This window comes from Proteiniphilum sp. X52 (assembly GCF_003712195.1).
Lineage (GTDB): Bacteria > Bacteroidota > Bacteroidia > Bacteroidales > Dysgonomonadaceae > Proteiniphilum.
Genome location: NZ_RDSD01000001.1, coordinates 359,460 through 378,596, shown reverse-complemented (window position 1 = coordinate 378,596; position 19,137 = coordinate 359,460). Strand labels below are relative to the sequence as shown.

At 46.0% G+C, this 19,137-nt stretch carries 19 protein-coding genes; 13 read left to right on the top strand and 6 right to left on the bottom strand.

Going from position 1 to position 19,137, the window contains the following annotated elements:
* Positions 1-201 precede the first annotated feature (201 nt).
* The 5 genes from D7D25_RS01285 to D7D25_RS01265 all read right to left on the bottom strand — a co-directional run bounded on the left by D7D25_RS01285 (position 202) and on the right by D7D25_RS01265 (position 5,977).
* A complete protein-coding gene (locus D7D25_RS01285) occupies positions 202-1,518 on the bottom strand; it encodes a lipopolysaccharide assembly protein LapB (protein ID WP_158602505.1) in 1,317 nt (438 codons plus the stop codon).
* A gap of 104 nt (positions 1,519-1,622) precedes the next feature.
* Positions 1,623-3,317 carry a M56 family metallopeptidase gene (locus tag D7D25_RS01280; protein ID WP_122967152.1) on the bottom strand — a complete coding sequence of 565 codons (1,695 nt, stop codon included), beginning with the start codon at positions 3,315-3,317 and terminating at the stop codon, positions 1,623-1,625.
* A 29-nt stretch (positions 3,318-3,346) separates the two neighbouring features.
* Positions 3,347-3,709 (bottom strand): BlaI/MecI/CopY family transcriptional regulator, encoded by a 363-nt coding sequence (locus D7D25_RS01275; protein ID WP_122967151.1) that lies wholly within the window; start codon positions 3,707-3,709, stop codon positions 3,347-3,349.
* A gap of 144 nt (positions 3,710-3,853) precedes the next feature.
* Positions 3,854-4,933 carry a 3-phosphoserine/phosphohydroxythreonine transaminase gene (serC, locus tag D7D25_RS01270; protein ID WP_122967150.1) on the bottom strand — a complete coding sequence of 360 codons (1,080 nt, stop codon included), beginning with the start codon at positions 4,931-4,933 and terminating at the stop codon, positions 3,854-3,856.
* Between the two features lie 117 nt (positions 4,934-5,050).
* Positions 5,051-5,977: an NAD(P)-dependent oxidoreductase gene (locus D7D25_RS01265; protein ID WP_185140194.1), complete on the bottom strand. Its 927-nt coding sequence runs from the start codon at positions 5,975-5,977 to the stop codon at positions 5,051-5,053.
* 242 nt (positions 5,978-6,219) lie between these two features.
* Here D7D25_RS01265 and recR point away from each other — a divergent pair, with 242 nt between their 5' ends.
* The 7 genes from recR to fmt all read left to right on the top strand — a co-directional run bounded on the left by recR (position 6,220) and on the right by fmt (position 11,877).
* Positions 6,220-6,852, top strand: coding sequence for a recombination mediator RecR (gene recR, locus D7D25_RS01260; RefSeq protein ID WP_122967148.1), 633 nt, complete (start codon positions 6,220-6,222; stop codon positions 6,850-6,852).
* A gap of 44 nt (positions 6,853-6,896) precedes the next feature.
* Entirely contained in the window at positions 6,897-7,541 is a 645-nt protein-coding gene (locus D7D25_RS01255) for a hypothetical protein (RefSeq protein WP_122967147.1), read from the top strand.
* Positions 7,519-8,046, top strand: a complete 528-nt coding sequence (locus D7D25_RS01250) for a GNAT family N-acetyltransferase (protein WP_122967146.1) — start codon at positions 7,519-7,521, stop codon at positions 8,044-8,046. The genes D7D25_RS01255 and D7D25_RS01250 overlap by 23 nt, the downstream gene beginning before the upstream one ends.
* Before the next feature lie 26 nt (positions 8,047-8,072).
* Positions 8,073-8,636 carry an L-threonylcarbamoyladenylate synthase gene (locus D7D25_RS01245; RefSeq protein ID WP_122967145.1) on the top strand — a complete coding sequence of 188 codons (564 nt, stop codon included), beginning with the start codon at positions 8,073-8,075 and terminating at the stop codon, positions 8,634-8,636.
* Between the two features lie 205 nt (positions 8,637-8,841).
* Positions 8,842-10,632 (top strand): chloride channel protein, encoded by a 1,791-nt coding sequence (locus D7D25_RS01240; protein ID WP_122967356.1) that lies wholly within the window; start codon positions 8,842-8,844, stop codon positions 10,630-10,632.
* A gap of 9 nt (positions 10,633-10,641) precedes the next feature.
* Positions 10,642-10,782 carry a hypothetical protein gene (locus D7D25_RS17910; RefSeq protein WP_158602504.1) on the top strand — a complete coding sequence of 47 codons (141 nt, stop codon included), beginning with the start codon at positions 10,642-10,644 and terminating at the stop codon, positions 10,780-10,782.
* Between the two features lie 117 nt (positions 10,783-10,899).
* The gene (gene fmt, locus D7D25_RS01235) at positions 10,900-11,877 is read left to right on the top strand and encodes a methionyl-tRNA formyltransferase (RefSeq protein WP_122967144.1); all 978 of its coding nucleotides are present in this window, start codon (positions 10,900-10,902) and stop codon (positions 11,875-11,877) included.
* A gap of 2 nt (positions 11,878-11,879) precedes the next feature.
* Here the strand turns inward: fmt and D7D25_RS01230 are convergent, their stop codons facing one another.
* A complete protein-coding gene (locus D7D25_RS01230) occupies positions 11,880-13,472 on the bottom strand; it encodes a DUF3078 domain-containing protein (RefSeq protein ID WP_122967143.1) in 1,593 nt (530 codons plus the stop codon).
* A gap of 388 nt (positions 13,473-13,860) precedes the next feature.
* On the opposite strand from D7D25_RS01230, the gene D7D25_RS01225 reads away from it, so the two are divergent.
* The 6 genes from D7D25_RS01225 to D7D25_RS01200 all read left to right on the top strand — a co-directional run bounded on the left by D7D25_RS01225 (position 13,861) and on the right by D7D25_RS01200 (position 19,100).
* Positions 13,861-14,442, top strand: coding sequence for a LemA family protein (locus tag D7D25_RS01225; protein ID WP_122967142.1), 582 nt, complete (start codon positions 13,861-13,863; stop codon positions 14,440-14,442).
* Positions 14,443-14,573: 131 nt separating this feature from the next.
* Positions 14,574-14,996: a TPM domain-containing protein gene (locus D7D25_RS01220; protein WP_122967141.1), complete on the top strand. Its 423-nt coding sequence runs from the start codon at positions 14,574-14,576 to the stop codon at positions 14,994-14,996.
* Entirely contained in the window at positions 14,974-15,765 is a 792-nt protein-coding gene (locus D7D25_RS01215) for a YgcG family protein (protein ID WP_122967140.1), read from the top strand. Before D7D25_RS01220 ends, D7D25_RS01215 begins: the two co-directional genes overlap by 23 nt.
* Before the next feature lies 1 nt (position 15,766).
* Complete coding sequence (gene miaA / locus D7D25_RS01210; protein WP_122967139.1) at positions 15,767-16,690, top strand: tRNA (adenosine(37)-N6)-dimethylallyltransferase MiaA; 924 nt, start codon at positions 15,767-15,769, stop codon at positions 16,688-16,690.
* An 85-nt stretch (positions 16,691-16,775) separates the two neighbouring features.
* A complete protein-coding gene (gene lysA, locus D7D25_RS01205; RefSeq protein ID WP_122967355.1) occupies positions 16,776-17,933 on the top strand; it encodes a diaminopimelate decarboxylase in 1,158 nt (385 codons plus the stop codon).
* A 3-nt stretch (positions 17,934-17,936) separates the two neighbouring features.
* Positions 17,937-19,100 (top strand): glycosyltransferase, encoded by a 1,164-nt coding sequence (locus D7D25_RS01200; protein ID WP_122967138.1) that lies wholly within the window; start codon positions 17,937-17,939, stop codon positions 19,098-19,100.
* The last annotated feature ends 37 nt before the right edge of the window (positions 19,101-19,137 follow it).

Below are 19,137 nucleotides of genomic sequence, written 5' to 3'. Positions count from 1 at the left end.
ATAAAATTTTCTGTTTTTTCGCAATATTAATTGGTATAATATCCATCTCTGTCTGTTTATTTAACAACAGAAATAAAATGGGATATACGACTATTCATGAAAATTTAGATAATTCTTTTTTCAACGAACACGAGCAAGCCCCGCAAGGGGAGGGGGGCATGATAAAATAAATAATCTCACTGAATCCCGGGCTTTGGCCCTCTACTCTTTACCCCTATTTCCTGGTGACTGGAAAAACAACTCCTCTTTGAGTCTTTCAAGATGTTGGGCCACATACCTGTAAAGGCGGTCGGTAGAACTTGGACTTCCGGTTCCACCATCTACCAGGTTCCCTTGGTCCGCATCCCAACCTTCGGGGGCAGTCTTTAGAAAACGTTCATAATAGGTGACTGCATTTTTATAATCTTTCACCGACTCATAGCAGTAACCCATATTGTAAAGCAGAGAATGCGTATCAGGGTTCCGCTTATAGGCCGACTGGAAATACTGAATGGCTTTGTTGTAATTTTTCGACCGCATATAGGCATCAGCAAAGGATCGGTCAAAATCAAACAACATCCCGTTCATTTTTTCGATCATCTCCACACCTTCCGTCAGAACCTCTATCCCCCTCTTTCGGTCATATGTCCTGGAAAGAGCGGTTCCATAGTAATAGAGCAGATTGATATCAGTACTATTCTGATTATATGCTTTTTCCAGCCAGTTAACTGCTTCATAATACAATTTGGAGGCATACAAGCTCATACCCAGATAATAACAGGTGGTGTACGAACTGTCGCCCAGAATGATATTTTCCTTTAACCGTTGGGTCGCTTCCCTATAGTTGCCCGCCGAGTAGTGTGCCATTCCGTTCAATTGGCCGATTAATGGCTGGCCAGGGTTGATATTTTCGAGATATGTCCGCGTCAGGTTGATCGCCGCATCATAAAATTTCGCCCCCAGATAGATATTCCCCAGCTTATTTACAGCCAGATAATCCGCCGGATTTTTCGCGATGGCCTGGCAATAGTACCAGATGGCGGAATCAGCTTCGGAGCTGTATAAATAGGCATCACCCACCATACGAAGAAGATGAGGCACTGAATCTGTTTCAAAGACCACTTTCGCCTGTTCAATGGCTTGTTTCCAATTATCATTCCTGTAAAGAGCCATTGCTTTTTGGGTCTGAATAAATTGGTTTTCCGGTGATAAACTGTCGGCCACTATCCAGCATTGTAACGACAAGGGTGAGTTCCCCGCCTGTGATGCGCATTCCGCCATGGAAATCACCAGATTGGCATCATCAGGATATTCATCCACCAAAAGTTTGTAAATATTCAGTGCGGAAGTGTAACTATACAACTTTTCATAACAATGGGCCTTTAGTTGCAAATTCTCCCGGGTGGATGGTTCCGACTCCAACAACATCAATACTTCATTATATTGATAGTTACGCAAGGCATCCCGCAATTCATTCGACTGAGATAATAACCACAGCGAATGAAGGAACAACAGACTGAAAAGTATGGATCTGGGCATGATTGAAAGTGTTTGCACTCTCAGAAGAAACCTCCCTTGCCGGAGACATTCCTTATACCACATGTTTTCGTAATATACTCCTCATTTATTCAACGGAATATTGATCAGTGCTGAAGACTGAAGACCACCGGCAACGTATAACGTACTCTCACCCGCTTTCCCCTCTGCATACCCGGTTCCCATTTGGGCATACCCTCTATAACCCTTACAGCCTCTTTATCGAGAACAGGATCCTGACCGCGGACAACCCGCACCTCACTCAGGCCGCCGTCCTTCTCGACCACAAAATTCACGATCACGCGTCCTTGGATTCCATTCTCCTGGGCTACCATGGGATATTTGATATTGTCGGAAAGGTATTTCATCAGGGCTTCCTGCCCTCCAGGAAATTCGGGCTGTTTCTCCACCACCACAAACACTTCATCTGAAGCGCTCTCTTTAACCGGTGCAGAAGATGCTGAAACGGAAGAGGAATCTTGGGTGTCTTTCCCCTTTAACCTGAAAACCACAGGCAACGTAAACCGTACCCTTACCACCTCTCCCCGTTGTTTACCGGGAGTCCAGTTGGGCATGCTTTTCAATACCCTCAAAGCTACACTGTCCAATAAAGGATCCACACCGCGCACAACATTAAAATCGCTCAGGCGACCATCTTTTTCGACGACAAAGTTAACGATCACTCGTCCTTCAGTGCCTTTTTCCTGTGCCTCTTTCGGATATTTGATATTATCAGCCAGGAACTTCATCATCGCCTCATTTCCCCCGGGAAATGAGGGTTGCTCTTCCACAACCACAAAAACCTCACTGTTGTCTTCTCCCACTTCATCAGGGAGAAGATCGGGCGTATCCGTGGAACCCGGTATGGTAACCACACTCTCCGTGGTCGCATCCTCTCCGCTTTTCTTGTCCCGATTCACACAACTATTGGCAAAGACCAGTAAAAAAGCCAAAGGAAGCATCAGCAGGTATTTCGCCAGTTTCAAGGCAGGCGATTTGGTTTTATTCATCATCATAATTCGTTGTTTTAATTGTGACACATTAAAGTTATTTGCTATCCGGACTGCCGTCTCATGATAAGTCAATCGTAAAAGATGATATTGGTATTCCCGGCTGTCAACCCCTTCACTCAGTACGCCTTTATCAGCGAGGTATTCCAAATTCATGGCCATTTCCCGCTTCAGTAGCCATACAAACGGATTCCACCAGGATAACAGGCACACCAGTTCGACAAGCATGATATCGACGGAATGCCATTGGCGCGCATGTGTTTGTTCATGCAGTAAAATTTGAGAGAGTTCGGTTTCAGAATGCTTTCCGGTATGGATAAAAATCAAACTGAAAAACGAAAAAGGAGTCATATTCTCCTTCAATTGGCACACCGGGATTCCCGAAATAATCTGTTTTTCACTTTTCGCCCATATACCATGGATAGATAGCAATTGAAATACGAACCGTAACACGAACGCAAGCGTGACGGCTATATAAAACCAGGAAAGGATTTTTTCCCAAGGGATCGCCACAGGTGCGACAGCCTCTCCTTCCACTATCATAGCCATAGTTGGTTCACCAATCATCACCGTGGCAGTCGCTTCCTGAAAAGCGGGAAAAAGGGAAGTCCATAGGTCGCTTAGCCCCGGGATGGTAAAAAAAGGATAGAGAAGTGAAAAGACAATCACCGAGAGGAAGAAGAATCGCCGTAGCCACAGAAAGGTATCCCTCTTAAGAAGAATAATATACAAGAGATAAAATAAAGCAAGGGCGATATTTACTTGTATCAGGTATATAAAAAACAGTGACATGAGATGGGCAATTTGGTTGAAACAAATCCTTACTTCCGTTTCTTTTCAATCAGACGAATAATCTCCTCCAGTTCGTCCGCAGTAATTTTCTGTTCTTTGGCAAAAAAAGAAACCAACTCTTTATACGAGTTATCAAAATAACTCCGCACGACCCCTGACAAAAAATGTCTCTTATAGGCCGATTCCGATATTACCGGCTTGAATACCTTCACGTTTCCAAACCGCCTCTTTGCAAGATATCCTTTATTCTCGAGATTGTTGAAGATAGATGCCACCGTGGTATACGGCGGTTTCGGATCTTCCATCCTGTCTACCACATCCTTAATTGCACATTCGTTGAGTTGCCATACATGCAACATCACATTTTCTTCCTGGTGAGTCAAACGTTCCATATCTTTTTGTCTATATTTACAATGCAAATCTACGAATTTTCCGTAACAAACCATGCGTTTCGTAAAAAAAATCGGGTTAAATAATTTTAAAAAGAGCCGACTCTGTGATAGAGGCGGCTCTGGACAAGCAACTGCAATGGATAATCAGAGCTGTTTCTCAAAGTCTTGCATACAGCGGGTCAGCGCTTCCACCGCCTCTTTGGGACAGGCATTATAAATAGAAGCGCGGAATCCGCCCACAGAACGGTGGCCTTTGATGCCCACCATTCCCCTTTCAATGGCGAACTGAAGGAAAGCGGCTTCTTGGTCCTTGTATTCTTCATTCATCACAAAGCAGACGTTCATGATAGAACGGTCTTCTTGGGAAGCGGTTCCCACGAAAAGTTTATTACGGTCTATCTCATCATAGAGGAGCCGCGCTTTCTCCTTGTTAAGCTTATGCATCACTTCCAGACCTCCCCGTTCCTTCACCCATTTCAGTGTTTCATGCATCACGAAAATAGGAAATACCGGAGGGGTATTGAACATGGAACGATTCTTGTCGGAATCGCTGATATGTGTACGGTAATCAACCATCGTCTGCAGCGGGCGGTCAATCTTACCGAGAATATCTTCACGAACGATCACGAAAGCCACACCTGCCGGGCCCACGTTTTTTTGCGCACCACCGTAGATAAGACCGTATTTGGACACGTCTATCGGACGGCTCATAATATCGGACGACATATCGGCCACTAATGGAACCGGACTATCGATATCTTCATGCAATTCAGTACCGAAAATAGTATTATTGGTGGTAATATGGAAATAATCGGCATCTGCCGGAATAGTGTATTCTTTGGGGATATAGGAGTAGTTTTTGTCTTCTGATGAAGCCACCACTTCCACCTCACCGTAAAATTTCGCTTCTTTGATGGCCTTTTTAGCCCAGGTGCCGGTTTGCAGATAAGCTGCTTTCTTCCTCATCAGGTTGGCAGGAACCATAAAAAACTGGGTGCTGGCACCTCCGCCAAGCAAAAGCACCCGATAATTATCAGGAATATTGAGCAATTCCTTCCACAGATCTGCCGTCTCTTTCATGATCCGCTCCCATCCCGGAGTACGATGCGAAATTTCCAGAATACCTATTCCGGTATTGTCGAAATTGCGTATCGCTTCAATGGCTGACTCCACTGCCGGCCGGGGAAGCACGCACGGACCGGCATTAAAATTATACTTCTGCATACGGTTATATTTTTGAATTATGAGATTAGAATTTAGAACTTAGAACTGAGAACTGAGAACTGGGAACTGGGAACTGGGAACTGAGCCCTCCGGTCATTTTTCCACTCTCAGAATTCCTCAATTTACCCTGAAACGTTCATCTCCATTCTGGAAGTACGCCACAATCTGATTGGCGGCAGCTAAACCCGCATTTTTATTGGCATCCATAGTTTGCGCACCCAATTTTTTTGGTGTAGTAAAATAACGTCTCGGGAATTTTTCCAGAAATTCCTGATGTTTATCGGGTTTGATATCGGTAACATATTGGAAATCCGGGCGTTCTTCCATGATACGGATCAAATCGTCTTCCACCACCAACTCCTTCCGTGCTGTATTGATGAGAAGCCCATCTTGCGGCATCAGGGATAAGAGGGAATAATCCACACAGTAACGTGTTTCTTCCAGCAAAGGCATATGGAGAGAAACAAAATCGCTATTCTGAAACAATTCTTTATTAGTATATGCGGTAATCACTCCGTATTCCCCTTCTTTACGCAAGTCATCATGCGTAAGGGTAGGTGAAAAAGCATACACCGGCATATCGAAGCCTCTCGCTATCTTGGCCACCATCTTGGCCACGTTCCCGAAAGCATATAAACCCAGCCGCCGGCGAGTCAACTCACGTCCTACCGAACCATCGAAATGGTTACGTTGGGCATAAATCATCATTCCGAAAACAAGCTCAGCCACAGCATTGGCATTCTGTCCGGGAGTGTTCATTACACAGATACCGCAATCGGTAGCGGCTTCCAAATCCACATTATCGTATCCTGCCCCGGCCCTGACAATTATTTTCAGATTGGGGGCAGCTTTCATCACATTCCGGTTGACAATATCGCTTCGTATGATCAAAGCATCCACGTCCTTCACAGCATCAAGCAACTGGCTTTCCTCCTCATACTTCTCTAACTTCGCGAACTGATGACCCGCACATTCTATAATATGCTGAATCCCCTGCACAGCAGGTAAAGCGAATGGCTTACTCGTTGCCAAAAGTACTTTCATATTCATCCTTTGTTTATAAAAATTCACCGGATACTCGACCGATTCCCTCAAAGCAGGGCTTTTTATACACTTTTTTTAATTATCACTTTGTAATTAAGAAGTGCAAATTTACAAACTTATATCTAACAAAAAACGAAATCGGAATAAAAAATCCGCGATGATTCTATTTTCCGCTCTTTAAAAGTTATTTGTCCGATAAATTGAATCATCGTATCTTTGTGCCACTCGAAAATGTTAGGTAAATGAACAGTCCTTATCCATCCGTATTACTCGAAAATGCAGTCAATGAATTTGCCAATCTTCCCGGGATTGGTAGAAAATCAGCATTGAGACTGGTACTTCATCTGTTACGTCAGGATGAAGACAGGGTAGCCAACTTTGCCGGCACCATGCTGAAATTGAAGCGGGAGATTAAATATTGTGCTGTCTGTCATAACATTTCCGATACCCAGGTATGCAATATTTGCAGTGACCAATCCCGAGACCGTTCTTTGATCTGCGTGGTGGAGAATGTAAAGGAGGTAATGGCCATTGAGAGAACAGTGCAATTTGGCGGCCTTTACCATGTCTTAGGGGGTATCATCTCCCCTATCGACGGTATCGGCCCGTCCGATCTGGAAATAGCCAGTCTCGAAGAGAGGGTGAAATCGGGCGAAGTCCGGGAGGTGATTCTTGCCCTCAGCGCGACCATGGAGGGCGACACCACCAATTTTTACATCTACCGCAAGCTTCAGCCTTATGGGGTAACAGTGAGCATTATAGCCAGAGGGGTATCCATCGGCGATGAGATCGAGTATGCCGATGAGGTGACACTGGGCCGCTCCATTTTGAACCGGACGCCGTTTGATGAATCCTATAAACTTGTTTCAAAATGAAACGAGCAGGTAAGTCGATGTAATGATGAAAAAAGGGAAATAATATGAAAAACGTGAATACAATGGAGAAAACCATAAGGCTCTTGAAAGGGCATTATTATGGAAATATCATCCTGCTGGCGACTATTTTCCTGCTTGCCATATCTAGCCTGATTCCATTCTTTGCCAATGGAGAGGTCATTAGCGTCACGACTGAGAGATATGCCATCATGATCTCTATCATAGCCATCCCCTCCTCACTGAAATTTTTCGCCCATCAATTAAAGAAAATGCCTCGTCCCGCAGAAACCAAGAGAGCCACCGAAAAATATAAAAATGCCTCTTTCATGCGTCTGTACACTATCAGCGCGGTGACGCTGACGCATATTATCCTGTTTATCCTTTCGCGGAATATGAATTTTTTCTGGTTTACGGTAGTATTGTTTATTGTTTTTCTCTTTTGCAAACCATCATACCAAGAGTTGGAAAACCTCACTGAAACGCCCGCAAAACAAGGTTCGCCGGGGAAAGAAGAAGAACAACAACGACAAGAAGAACAATTACACCCAAATCTGTCTTACGGGGATCACAGCCGGATCGATGACGGAAAAGCCGGAGAAAAGCAGGGAAAACGATTTGAGGATAGAGAAGATATCGCAGAACCCATCCAATATAAATATCCGGAAAATGAACAGGTTCCTGGAAAATAATATTCTCAGCCTCCGTGCTCCCGAACCGGAGGATCTGGATTTGCTTTATGCCTGGGAGAACGACACGGCCCTTTGGCAAAACGGCGCCTCTATTGTCCCTTTTTCCCGGTACTCCATCAAACAATATCTGATCGATTATAAGCATGACATATATGTGGACAAACAGTTACGGCTGATGGTAACACTCAGGGAAACCGACGAATGCATCGGTGCCGTCGACCTGTATGATTTTGATCCGTTTCACCGAAGAGCCGGTGTGGGGATATTGATTGACGGCAAACACCGGCGTAAAGGCTATGCGGGGCAAGCACTCATGCTGCTGGAAGATTATGCGTTCCGGTTCCTGAATCTGAGACAGCTCTACGCGATCATTCCCGAAAAAAACAATAGTAGTATCGGTTTGTTCGCTAAGACGGGTTACCGGCAGACAGGGCTGTTGGAAGAGTGGCTTTCTTCGGAAGATTCATTTTACCACGCATTGATCATGCAAAAGCTCAAACTGTAAGGTCAAACTTTTTTTTTTCACGAAGTATGCAAGACGATATAAAAAAAGCGTGCGACATATTAAAAAAGGGGGGAATCATTCTCTATCCCACCGACACCATCTGGGGTATTGGTTGCGACGCGACCAATGAAGAGGCCATACAACGCATTTACGAACTGAAGCAACGCGACGATAGCAAATCGATGCTCGTGCTGTTGGATAACCCGGCAAAGTTACAGGCATACGTAAAGGATGTGCCCGATATTGCATGGGATTTGATAGATCTGGCCGACAAGCCGCTCACCATTATCTACGATGGAGCTAAGAACCTGGCGGCAAATCTCATTGCCCCGGATGGTTCCATTGGCATCCGCATCACCACTGAGCCTTTTTCTATGGAATTGTGCAGGCGATTCCATAAGCCCATCGTGTCCACATCGGCCAACATAAGCGGAGACTCGTCCCCATCCTCCTTTTCACAAATCGGACAGGCCGTCAGAGAAGGTGTGGATTACATCGTCACATACCGCCAAAAAGAACAAAGCCAAGCCAAACCGTCGGCGATCGTGAAACTGGCCAAAGACGGCTCCATCAAAATTATACGCAAGTAAAAAATAATTATCTTTGCATAAAGGCTATTATTGATAGCCATTTTGAATTTCATTCTACTATTTTAAATGCTTTAGACTATTTCCACGTTCGGCAAAACCAAAGCAGCTTTGTTTCTGCCCTCACTTATCGAAATAGTGCTATGCTCGACAGAGTTAAAACAAGTTTTAATTCTGTATTCGCTTAACGAAAATGTACCGTACTCCGATGCAACTGACAGAAAGATTCAATACATTTCTTATTTGGCGCGACAGACACATAAAGGAGCGTCATTTTTTACTGTTCGTCTGCTTCTTAGTGGGGATTCTCACGGCATTGGCCGCCTTCTTCCTGAAAACAGCGATCCACTTCTTTCAGGTTTTTCTCACCGAAAATTTCAGCCGTCCCAATCTCAACTTCTCCTACCTGCTCTACCCTATTGCAGGCATCCTGATTGCGGGACTGTATGTGAGATATGTGGTAAAAGACGATATCAGCCATGGTGTTACAAAAATCCTCTTTGCCATCTCCCAGCGCAAAAGCCGGATCAAACCACACAACATCTATTCATCGTTGGTGGCCAGCTCCATTACTATCGGCTTCGGGGGGTCGGTAGGAGCGGAAGCGCCGATCGTACTGACAGGTTCCGCTATCGGCTCCAATCTGGGCAGATTCTTCAAACTGGAACAACGCAGCCTGATGATTCTTGTGGGTTGTGGTGCCGCCGGTGCCATCGCCGGCATCTTCAAAGCACCCATTGCCGGAATTCTCTTTGTGATAGAAGTACTGCTGCTCGACCTCACCATGTCGTCTATCCTGCCTCTCCTGGTAACGGCTGTCACAGCCACCACCGTGTCATACATCCTTACGGGCATGGACGCCATGTTCGCTTTCACGCTGATCGAACCTTTCACCCTCAACCGCATTCCCCACGTAATTTTTCTGGGGATGCTCTGCGGATTCCTGTCCTTGTATGTGATCCGTATCATGAGTCGTCTGGAAGGGCTTTTTCACCGACTGTCACACTGGAAGAAATTCCTGCTTGGAGGAACCATGCTGAGTTTGCTTATCTTCTTTTTTCCACCGCTCTATGGTGAAGGATACAATACCATCAATATCCTGTTAGCCGGGGGAGATCTATTCCAATCGCTCACCAAAGAAAGTTTTTTTCATCAACTGGAAAGTAGATGGACTATTGTCGCATTCCTGGTGCTGGTCATCCTCTTTAAGGTATTTGCCACCAGTGCCACCAACGGCGGAGGCGGTACCGGAGGAGTGTTTGCTCCTACCCTTTTCTTAGGTTGTATTGCCGGGTTTGTCTATTCATACACACTCAATCAATTGGGACATACCGTTTACCTCCCGCAGGAAAATTTCGCTCTGATGGGGATGGCGGGGGTAATGGCAGGAGTAATGCATGCTCCGCTTACCGGCACCTTCCTTATCGCGGAGTTGACAGGTGGTTATGACTTGTTTTTACCTCTCATGATCGTCTCCCTACTCTCCTATGGGACTATCATGGTCTTCGAAAAGCATAGCATTTACGCTATCCGCCTTGCCAAAAGAGGAGAGCTGATCACCCATCATAAAGACAAGGCCATACTTACTTTCCTGAAGATCAGAGATCTGCTTGAGAAAGACATCCCAACCATAACGCCGAAAATGACCCTTGGCGATATGGTAAAAGTAATCTCTACCAGTAACCGGAATATTTTCCCGGTAGTAGATGACAACGGTATTCTCTTGGGACTCGTATTGATGAACGATATCCGCAACATTATGTTCCGCCCTGAGCTGTACGACCGTTTCACGGTGGAGAAATTCATGGTGGGAGCTCCCGCCACGATAGAAATACACAGCAGCATGGAGGAGGCAATGGCAAAGTTTGAAAACACCAAAGCATGGAATTTGCCGGTAGTAGACCATAAAGGAGTCTATCAGGGCCTCCTGTCTCAATCATCTGTATTCAACTCCTACAGGGAGGTATTGGTCGAAAATTATTCCGAAACGGATGAGTAGGGTGGGAAAATGACCGACGGACAAGGAAAACGCCGGACAAGAAAAACGGCGGACAAGGAAAACGCCGGACAAGAAAAACGGCGGACAAGGAAAACGGCGGACAAGGAAAACGGCGGACAAGGAAAACGGCGTATAGAGGGATCCGGTTAATCACCTATTTTCTAAGTTCTTAGTTCCCAGTTCTAAGTTCTTAGTTCTTAGTTCTTAGTTCCAAGTTCCAAGTTCCAAGTTCCAAGTTCCAAGTTCACAATTCAAAAATTCAACCGCATGGACAAAAAATCATTACGTATCCTCTTCATGGGAACTCCCGAATTTGCCGTAGAGTCGCTGAAAGCGCTTGTAGAGAACGGATATAATGTAGTGGGAGTTGTCACTATGCCCGATAAACCCGCGGGTAGAGGTTATAAACTGCAACCCTCGCCGGTAAAACAATATGCGTCACAGCGGGGACTTCCTGTTTTACAACCCGAAAAACTGAAAGATGAAGGGTTCCTGAATGAGCTGAAACAATTGGACGTCGACCTGCAGGTCGTAGTGGCCTTCCGCATGCTACCCGAAGTGGTATGGGCAATGCCTCCGAAAGGGACCTTCAACCTCCATTCATCCCTCCTTCCCCAGTATCGGGGCGCTGCTCCCATCAACTGGGCCATTATCAACGGGGAAAAGGAAACCGGCGTGACCAGTTTCTTTCTTTCACACGAGATTGATACCGGCAAGATAATATTCCAGGAAAAGACAACGATCGACGATAGAGACAATGCAGGCACTCTGCACGACCGACTAATGATCATGGGGTCGCAACTGGTGCTGAAAACCGTCGATGCCATACTGAAAGGGGATGTACAATCCGTCCCGCAGGATAAGCTTTTCAGGGACCTATCCGAGCTAAAGAATGCACCCAAAATATTCAAGGAGGATTGTCAGATCGACTGGAACAAACCCGCGCGGGAGATATATAACCTTATCCGCGGCTTATCGCCCTATCCCGCAGCGTGGACGGAACTATTCTCCGCTAACCAGGGAGAGAAACTCCGCTTCAAACTGTTTGCCGGTGAACCGATTGAGAACAGCATCCACGATCTACAACCAGGAAGCATTGAAACAGACCATAAGACATATCTCGATGTGGCTACAAAAGACGGTTTCTTACGAATTACCGTACTTCAGATGCCTGGCAAGAAACGAATGAACACCATTGATTTCCTGAACGGATATCACTTCGGGAAAGAAGCGCGCTTCGGTTGATATCACCACTTATAATTCAACCCGAAACTGAGAGTCTGATTCACTTGCAGATGCTTGAACTTGGGATCGGGAGGAACCCCGTCGTCAAACCTCATATTTACATATATACGCGTGGAGAAGGCATTGCTCAATGACATATTCAGGCTGTTCTCAAATTCCGAAATAACCTTTTCGTAGCTGGTAAAGTAGGTCAGACGTGAATCCCATGTGATATACCTTGTGATATCGTACTTCAATATCGATGTAAGGGTACTACCGATATCGAGTTGGGATTTCTTTCCCTCCTGAATACCAAACCGCTTCACCTCCACAGAATTATTCAACACATAGGTATAGTTTATGGAGATGGGCGCGATGGCCAGCTCCCATCTCACCCGGCGATGCCGTACCCTTTGGGAGGGTTTATCGAGATTATACTTTAACCCTATCCCGGCATTGACATACAGAGGCGACATGAATGACGAGAGAATATCGTTCGAATTGACAGGATAGGTGTTGAACAACTGCGATTTCGCCTCCAAATTCGTAGAATAAGACCATCCTTTACCAAAAGCATCCACACCGAAGTCACCATAGTAGCGAATAAGGTCATTACCGATACGGTACTTGCGTAAGGAATCGTCAGGGGCATTAAAAACGGACAAACGCCATTCGAAGGTATTATTGAATTTCACCTTATCTTTCTGATAATTCGCCCGCACTATATGAAGGCTATTGAAGTTCAAATTGTTAACCCCCCCCTTATGCCAGTTGTCAGAGAAATAGTTTTGCGCAAACTGGAAAGAGTGTTCACCGGAACGAACCCAATATTTCCGTCCAATGGTAACTCCTTCAATACCCGGCGCATCCAACGAATAAGTCGTTTCTGCCTTTATCAATTCGCGGAAAGGATTGAATGTCTCTCTTACAACCTGATCATCAGACTTCAGACTCGGTATTGAGTCGAAACTTGCCACGGAATATCTGATCCGGTCAGGATACTTCATATAATAATCACGCCGCACATTCCGTACAAAGTCGATATGATTGAGCCGGGGAGCAAAAGTTTTTTCCCGCGGGATAAGTACCCCTTTATCTCCATCCTTTTCCTCAGAATATAAAGACAACTCCCGAGGAAGCATCTCTCCTGTAAATATCATCGGCAGAAAAAGCGGATTATAAAAAAGTGTGTCCCGGAATGTAAGTCCACTCATTGATTCAAAACTGCCCTGATTTACCGGAAGCTGCAGCGTACCATTCTCTTTCCTGAGATAGATGAAATCAAGTGGGTTCCGGTATGAAGGTGTCGAATCTACCGGTACCATAGGAACGGTTTTCCTCGGTGTTTGGCTCGAAACCGGAGAAATAATAATGCTATCGGGAAGCGTATCAGAAGGCTGCCGCGGAGAAATTATCGCACTGCCATCTATCTCTTGGGGTTGTGCTCTGCGACGTTCAATCTGCCTGCTGATATCGGTAATATCCCGGAACAGATCCAGGCTATCTATCACCGGTATAGAATCTGGCTTCTGGGCGACCTTTTTCTCAACTCCGGAAGCTATCACTCCGAATGAGCATACAGTTATTATCAAAAAAGGGAGAATAATTCGTCTCATACGATTATTTTATTTTTTTACGTCAATTCACCTATACATTCTTCCAACGGGCAAAGATATAAAAAAGTTTTATTTATTCTTTGTTTTTCTTGCCTGGGACTTTAAGAAACTGTTTTGAATTTGGGGATGATGATCGATCTGCATAATTCATTCAAAAAAACTTTTCTCTCCGTTTATCTGTTATTTATATCTGTTAAGATCTCTTGTGGCAGACAGTAGGAACAAAAAATTGTTTTACTTTTGCAGGAAGGGACAAGACAATGCGAATAATCCCGACAAGTAGTGCCAATGCGACTAATGTGCCCATCTGCTAAGGGGACTAATTGAATGGGTAGTTAGCGGTTGGCAATTCATAATTTGGCAATTCATAACTCATAAATAGAACCAAATGAGAAAATTATCTTTCGTTTTACTGATCGTTGCAGGTGCGATGGGCCTTACCGGATGCCAGGGATACAACCGGATGGTAGAAAAACAGGAAGCAGTAACCTCACAGTGGGGGAATGTGCAGAATGCTTATCAACGCCGTGCCGATCTCATTCCCAACTTAGTGAATACAGTGAAGGGATACGCCCGGCACGAACAGGAGACCTTTACCCAGGTGACCGAAGCACGGGCCAAAGCCACACAAACAACGATCAACCCCGAAAACCTCACCGCGGAGAGCTTGCAGGAGTACCAGCAGGCCCAGGATCAACTGAGCCAGGCATTGGGAAGATTGTTACTGATACAGGAGAATTACCCTGAACTGAAAGCCAACCAGAATTTCCTCGCCCTTCAGGATGAACTGGCAGGAACAGAAAACAGGATCTCGGTTGAGCGGAACCGTTTCAACCAGATGGCGCAGGACTATAATGCCTATATCCGCAAATTCCCACAGGTGATGTATGCGAAATGGTTCAAATTTGAACCGAAAGCTTATTTCGAGGCGACTTCTGAAGCCCAGGCCGTACCCCAAGTACAATTCTGAGAAGATTTTCCCGGACTTGTATGACCGGTCACAAAATGTACAGATAGAAAAAGTCCGCCAAGTACAATGCTGGGAAAATTTTCCCGCACCATACAATTTAATTTGACGGGAAAATATAAACCGGTTGAGATATGTTGAATAAAGAGGAACTGCAGAGAATCACCGAATCGATTCAACTCGCAGAAAGCCATACTTCGGGAGAGATACGCGTATGCGTGGCCCGGCAATGCAAAGGCGATCCGCTGGAAGCCGCATTCAAAAAGTTCAATCAACTGAAGATGGATACAACCCGGCTCCGTAATGGGGTGCTCATCTACGTGTCTCCATCCGACCATAAAACAGCTATTATCGGCGATCAGGGCATCCACGACGCCGTGAATGGTGTATTCTGGAATGAAGCCCTGGAAAAGATGCTCTCTTATTTCAAAAAAGGAGAAATTTCGGAAGGGATCTGCAAAGGTGTGGAAAAAGTGGGTGAATTGATCAAGTCCCGTTATCCTGTATCGGAAAATGATATAAATGAATTAGGCGATGAAGTTATTATGGAAGAGTAAATATCTTCTTATACTTATATTCTTTTCCTCTTTAGGGTTGTCGGCGCAGGATATCCCGTCACCGATGGTGCCCTACCGTTTGGTAAACGACTTTGCAGCTATTTTCTCTCCGGCTGAAGAACAGGCGCTGGAGCAAAAACTACGTGCCTACCACGACTCCACCTCCACACAAATATATGTAGTCTCAGTAAGCGATCTGGGCGGATATCCCGCCTCCGATTATGCTTTCAGGCTTGGTGAGAAATGGGAGATTGGACAGAAGAGTAAAGACAACGGTGCCGTCATCCTTATCAAACCGAAAATAGGGAATAGCCGCGGACAAGCATTTATCGCCACCGGGTACGGTCTGGAAGCGCGGATCAATGATGCCTATGCCGGCCGTGTTGTGCGCGACGAGATGATTCCCTACTTTATCGACGAGGATTATTTCGGTGGAGTGAATGCCGCTATTGACGTAATGATAGCGCGCCTCTCGGGTGAATTTGTCGCCGATGCCAAAGAAGAGGAAGGAATCCCCTTTTTCGTGATCATTATTATCCTGGTGGGCATCATACTGTTGCTCTCTTTCCTTTCCAAGGGAGGAGACCAGCATATCAGCGGTGGCGGTCACCGGACAAGCCCCCCCCTATTCTTCCCGCCAATAAGTGGTGGGCATAGAAGCGGTGGCTTTGGCAGCGGAAGCGGTTGGAGCGGAGGGTTCGGTGGAGGCGGCTTCGGCGGCGGTGGCGGGGGCAGATTCGGGGGTGGAGGCGCCGGAGGAAGTTGGTAACATGGAAAAGAAATCGTTGATCACCGTTCTGGGCCCCACGGCGAGTGGAAAAACCGCGTTTGCCGCACAATTAGCATATACGCTCGATGGCGAAATTGTGAGTGCCGACTCCCGACAGATATACCGGCGGATGGATATAGGTACCGGCAAAGACCTTTCGGAATATAATGTAGAAGGCTCTTCTATTCCCTACCATCTCATCGACATCCGCGAACCGGGAGAGAAATACACCCTGTTTGACTATCAACACGATTTTCATAAAACCTACCGCGACATCCTGGGCCGCGACAAGACTCCCATACTGTGCGGCGGCACCGGACTTTATATCGAATCGGTGCTGAAAGGATACAATCTTCCTGATGTACCCCCCAATCCGGGACTGAGGTTAGCACTCGACCAAAAATCACTCGAGGAGCTAACCGACATCCTGCAAAGTTACCGTCCACTACACAACACAACCGATACCGACAGTAAAAAAAGGGCGATCAGAGCCATCGAAATAGAAGAGCACAAGTCGAGACAAAAGAGTTCAGCCACCACCTTCCCCGCAGTGAATAGCATCCTATTAGGTCTTGATATCGACAGGGAACTCCGGCGCCAAAAGATCACTGCACGCCTGCACGCGCGCCTTCAGGAAGGGATGATCGAAGAGGTGCGGAGTATCCTTGATTCCGGAGTTTCACCCGAAGATCTGATTTATTACGGACTGGAATATAAATTCGTAACACTTCACGTGACCGGTAAGTTAAGTTACGAAGAGATGTTCCGGCAATTAGAGATTGCCATCCATCAATTTGCCAAACGGCAGATGACATGGTTCAGGGGCATGGAACGGCGAGGATTCTTCATTCACTGGATAGACGCGACCCTACCCATGGAACAAAAACTGCATCTGGCCCATTTTTTTACCGGAAAAAAATCGTAATTTTGCCGTTCAGATAGTGATGCGCCTGAAAAAACAAGATAGGCAAGGAGCTTTTCGCAAACTCCATCTTTATAAATTAACACCAATGGTCAAAGGAATATTTCCCGTTGAGAAATTCAAACGTCTCGACACACCGTTTTATTTTTACGACATACAATTGTTGCGGGCAACACTCCACGCAATCAGAAAAGAGACAGAGAATAAGCCTTTTCATGTGCATTATGCGGTGAAGGCGAATGCCAACCCGCGTATCCTGAAAGAAATCGCCTCTTTCGGATTCGGGGCCGACTGCGTCAGCGGCAATGAGATACTGGCCGCACTGGCTGCCGGATTCACCCCTGACAAGATCGTCTTTGCCGGTGTGGGAAAAAGTGATCGTGAAATAGAAGTGGGTCTCGACAACGATATCTTCTGCTTCAATGTGGAATCGATTCCCGAGCTCGAAGTGCTCAACCTATTGGCCTTGGCAAAAGGGAAAACAGCAAGGGTCGCGTTCCGCATCAATCCGAATGTGGACGCACATACACATAAATATATCACTACCGGACTGACTGAAAACAAGTTCGGTCTCAACGAGCAGGATCTGCCACGGATTCTGGAGGTAATAAAAACCTCGCCAAACCTGCAACTTAGCGGCATCCATTTTCATATCGGGTCGCAGATCACAGACCTTAAATCATTTGAGGATCTTTGTGTGAAAGTGAAGGAGTTGCAGGAATGGTTCAACGCGCGGGGGATCAAACTACCGATTATCAACGTTGGTGGCGGGTTGGGAATAAACTATCAGCACCCCAACCATATCCCGATGGCTGATTTCGAGTCTTATTTCCGGCTCTTTGAAAAAAACCTGCCATTACAGGAAAACCAGTCATTGCATTTCGAACTGGGACGCGCGGTGGTGGCACCCTGCGGCTCGCTTATATCACGGGCACTCTTCGTGAAAGAGGGTATCCAAAAGAAATTCCTGATCGTGGATGCGGGCATGACCGAGTTGATACGTCCCGCGCTCTATCAGGCTTTTCACCATATAGAGAACATTTCCTCCGAGAAAGAGCCTATGCTGTACGATGTGGTAGGCCCTATCTGTGAATCGAGCGACGTCTTCGCGGAACAGATATTACTCAACGAAAGTGCCCGGGGAGACCTGATCGCTATCCGCTCAGCCGGCGCTTACGGAGAAGTCATGGCATCCCGATACAACTGTCGCGACTTGCCCCTATCCTACTTCTCCGACCAGTTTTAAATTATGATGCTCAACCAATTCACACTGACAGAATGGATCCTGGGAGGCACCCTATTGCTTTGCTTCCTGATACAACTCTTTTTCTGGCTCTTCTTCTATAAACGGCCTTATAGTTACCAAAAAAAGAGAAAAGAGATATCTCCTGTTCCCGATGAAGGGCTGCCTTCCATCTCGGTCATTGTTACTTCAAAGAACAGTGCCGAAGAGTTGGCGCGGAATCTGCCATTCATTATCGAGCAGGATTATCCCGATTTTGAAGTGATTGTGGTGAACAGGGGATCGACCGATGATACCGACATGGTGCTGAAAGCCGCACAACATAAATATTCAAGGCTCTATCATACCTATGTACCCGCGGAGGCCGACGGCGTCAATGAGAAGAAACTGGCGCTCACATTGGGTATCAAGGCAGCGAAAAATGACTATCTCCTTTTTACCGAAGCGTATTGCAAACCCTGTTCCAAACACTGGATAAAAGAATACGGAAAGGAATTCGCACAAGGTAAAGAGGTGGTGCTGGGTTTTAGCCGGTTAGAAATTCCCCGAAAAACAGGCCTGCGGGGTTTTATGCTCTATGACAACCTTATCCATCACCTGAAATTCCTCTCCATGGCCATCCTGCGCCAACCGTTCATGGGAATCGGTCGTAACCTGGGTTACAAAAAGGAGCTTTTTTTCAAGCACAAGGGTTACTCCGCCATATTGAATCTGGAAGGCGGCGAAGATGATCTGTATGTGAACAGGATCGCCCCCAAAAAAAAGACGGGTGTGGTACTTTCCAGGGAGAGCCTCACGGAGACTGACAGCGTGAAACACTTCTCCTCATGGCGCACATTGAAGTCGGGGTATCTCTATTCAAAACAATATTACAAGGGATTCTCTTTCCGTTTATTCGGACTGGAAACATTCTCAAAATATCTTTTCTATCTGTTATTTATTGGCACTATTACACTGGGAGTGGTAACCGGCAACCATCTACTGACAGTTTCAGCGCTATTGCTTTTTGCGATCAGATACGCAGTGCAATGGAGAGTGATCACCCTGAACAGCCGTCTCTTCGACGCGGGGAAATACCATGTTAACCTTCCCTTTTACGATATCTTCCAACCGCTCAACAACATCCGCTTCAGGAAGTATGCAACCAGACGAAACAGGACGGGAAGATAAACATAAAACAGACAAAAATGACAGTCAAAAGCGGGAA

Excerpts from the sequence above, each read along its gene's own strand:
- D7D25_RS01230 (WP_122967143.1), bottom strand. The coding sequence starts at position 13,472 with ATGAGACGAATTATTCTCCCTTTTTTGATAATAACTGTATGCTCATTC.
- D7D25_RS01255 (WP_122967147.1), top strand. The coding sequence starts at position 6,897 with ATGAAAAACGTGAATACAATGGAGAAAACCATAAGGCTCTTGAAAGGG.
- D7D25_RS01215 (WP_122967140.1), top strand. The coding sequence starts at position 14,974 with ATGAAGTTATTATGGAAGAGTAAATATCTTCTTATACTTATATTCTTT.
- D7D25_RS01225 (WP_122967142.1), top strand. The coding sequence starts at position 13,861 with ATGAGAAAATTATCTTTCGTTTTACTGATCGTTGCAGGTGCGATGGGC.
- D7D25_RS01285 (WP_158602505.1), bottom strand. The coding sequence starts at position 1,518 with ATGCCCAGATCCATACTTTTCAGTCTGTTGTTCCTTCATTCGCTGTGG.
- D7D25_RS01250 (WP_122967146.1), top strand. The coding sequence starts at position 7,519 with ATGAACAGGTTCCTGGAAAATAATATTCTCAGCCTCCGTGCTCCCGAA.
- D7D25_RS01265 (WP_185140194.1), bottom strand. The coding sequence starts at position 5,977 with ATGAAAGTACTTTTGGCAACGAGTAAGCCATTCGCTTTACCTGCTGTG.
- fmt (WP_122967144.1), top strand. The coding sequence starts at position 10,900 with ATGGACAAAAAATCATTACGTATCCTCTTCATGGGAACTCCCGAATTT.
- D7D25_RS17910 (WP_158602504.1), top strand. The coding sequence starts at position 10,642 with ATGACCGACGGACAAGGAAAACGCCGGACAAGAAAAACGGCGGACAAG.
- D7D25_RS01245 (WP_122967145.1), top strand. The coding sequence starts at position 8,073 with ATGCAAGACGATATAAAAAAAGCGTGCGACATATTAAAAAAGGGGGGA.
- D7D25_RS01280 (WP_122967152.1), bottom strand. The coding sequence starts at position 3,317 with ATGTCACTGTTTTTTATATACCTGATACAAGTAAATATCGCCCTTGCT.
- lysA (WP_122967355.1), top strand. The coding sequence starts at position 16,776 with ATGGTCAAAGGAATATTTCCCGTTGAGAAATTCAAACGTCTCGACACA.
- serC (WP_122967150.1), bottom strand. The coding sequence starts at position 4,933 with ATGCAGAAGTATAATTTTAATGCCGGTCCGTGCGTGCTTCCCCGGCCG.
- D7D25_RS01200 (WP_122967138.1), top strand. The coding sequence starts at position 17,937 with ATGATGCTCAACCAATTCACACTGACAGAATGGATCCTGGGAGGCACC.
- D7D25_RS01220 (WP_122967141.1), top strand. The coding sequence starts at position 14,574 with ATGTTGAATAAAGAGGAACTGCAGAGAATCACCGAATCGATTCAACTC.
- miaA (WP_122967139.1), top strand. The coding sequence starts at position 15,767 with ATGGAAAAGAAATCGTTGATCACCGTTCTGGGCCCCACGGCGAGTGGA.
- D7D25_RS01275 (WP_122967151.1), bottom strand. The coding sequence starts at position 3,709 with ATGGAACGTTTGACTCACCAGGAAGAAAATGTGATGTTGCATGTATGG.
- recR (WP_122967148.1), top strand. The coding sequence starts at position 6,220 with ATGAACAGTCCTTATCCATCCGTATTACTCGAAAATGCAGTCAATGAA.
- D7D25_RS01240 (WP_122967356.1), top strand. The coding sequence starts at position 8,842 with ATGCAACTGACAGAAAGATTCAATACATTTCTTATTTGGCGCGACAGA.